Annotated in this window: 1 protein-coding gene; it reads right to left on the reverse strand. The window is 73.1% G+C overall.

All coding sequences use genetic code 11. The features are described from left to right. Positions 1-1,405: condensation domain-containing protein (locus G3N92_RS34060; protein ID WP_206131874.1), on the reverse strand; the 1,405-nt coding region annotated here is incomplete at its 3' end. Positions 1,406-1,443 lie beyond the last annotated feature (38 nt).

Genomic DNA, 1,443 nt, shown 5'->3' on the forward strand with positions numbered 1-1,443 from the left:
GGCCGGGATCCACGACCGCCGACCCCAGCGTGGCGGGGCCCCACACCGGGGCGGTGACGTGCGGCGGCAGCCGGTTGGCGCGTTGGAGCAGCGCGCCGTGGGCGAGGGCCGGCCCGTCGCCCGTCAGCGCGAGCGCATCGGGCCGCAGCGCCGCGCGCCGCGCGATCCATTGATGCACCGTGCCGCGCCGCGAAGTGGCCGGGCCGCCCCGGCTCCACGCGCCGAGCACGCGCTCGCGCTCGGCCTCGGTCAACATGGCCAGCTCGCCGATCCGCGCATCGGGCGTGCGCACCACCGCCTGCGCGAGGCAGACGACATGCGTCAGCATGCGTTGCACGGTCGAGGCGTCGAAGCATTGCGCGTCGTAGCCCGCCACCGCCGTCAGCGCCGCGCCCCGCTCGACGATTTCGAGCGAGAACACGCCGTCGCCCTCCTGCCGCACCGTATCGAGATGCGTCACGCCCGGCAGGCCGGCCCCGTCATCGGGCGCGCCCGCGAACGCGCCATCGATGAAGTTCTGGAATCCGTAGGCGACCTGATACAGCGGCTCGCCCGCGCCGCGGCCGAACTCGCGCGCCAGCGCGGCGAACGGATAGCCCGCGTGATCCAGCCCGTCGGTGAACTGCGTCTGCAAGCCGCGCAGGAAATCGGCCGCGCCTTGCGCGCCCGAGGGACGCAGGCGGATCGGCATCACGTTCGCGAAGTAGCCGAAGCTCCGTGCGAAACGGCGTTCGGCGCGGCCGTGGGTCGGCATGCCGAGCAGCATGTCGTTCGCCCCGGTGTAACGGTAGAGCAGGATGCCGACGATGCCGAGGAAGAACACCGACACGTCGATCCCGAGCGCGCCGGCGCAGGCGCGCGCCGCCTGCGTCAGCGCCGGCGGCAGCGGGTACGCGAGGCTGGCGCCGTCGATGCCCTTTGCCGGGTCGGCGCTTCGGTCGGTGGGCAGTTGCAGCACCGGCAGGTCGCCCGACAACTGGCGCTGCCAGTAGGCGCGCTGCGCGATGCCGCGCGCGGACGCGAGATGGCGCGCCTCCCAGGCGACGAAATCGCCGTAATCGTCGGCGGGCTCGCCGGCGCCGGCCGCACCGTCGCCGGTGCCGGTGCCAGTGCCAGTGCCAGTGCAGGCGTCGCGATAGGCTTGCCAGAACGCATCGCCGAGCAGCATCGCCGACATGCCGTCGATCACGATGTGGTGCACCACCAGCAGGACGATCGATTGCGCGGCCGATACGGCGCGCAACCACTCGAAACGGATGGGCGCCCCGGCGGACAGGTCGAACGGCATGCGCACGCACTGGCGTGCCAGCGCCTCGAGCGCATCCGGATGCGCGGCCTCGCGGCGGCGCAGGCCCGGCGCCACGGCGCACGGCACGCAGCGCGGTTCGTGATCGGAAGAGCGCACGGCCGCACTCCAGTCACCATCTAGCGTCTCGTATGCCG

It is taken from the genome of Burkholderia sp. Ac-20379 (assembly GCF_017104645.1).
GTDB lineage: Bacteria > Pseudomonadota > Gammaproteobacteria > Burkholderiales > Burkholderiaceae > Burkholderia.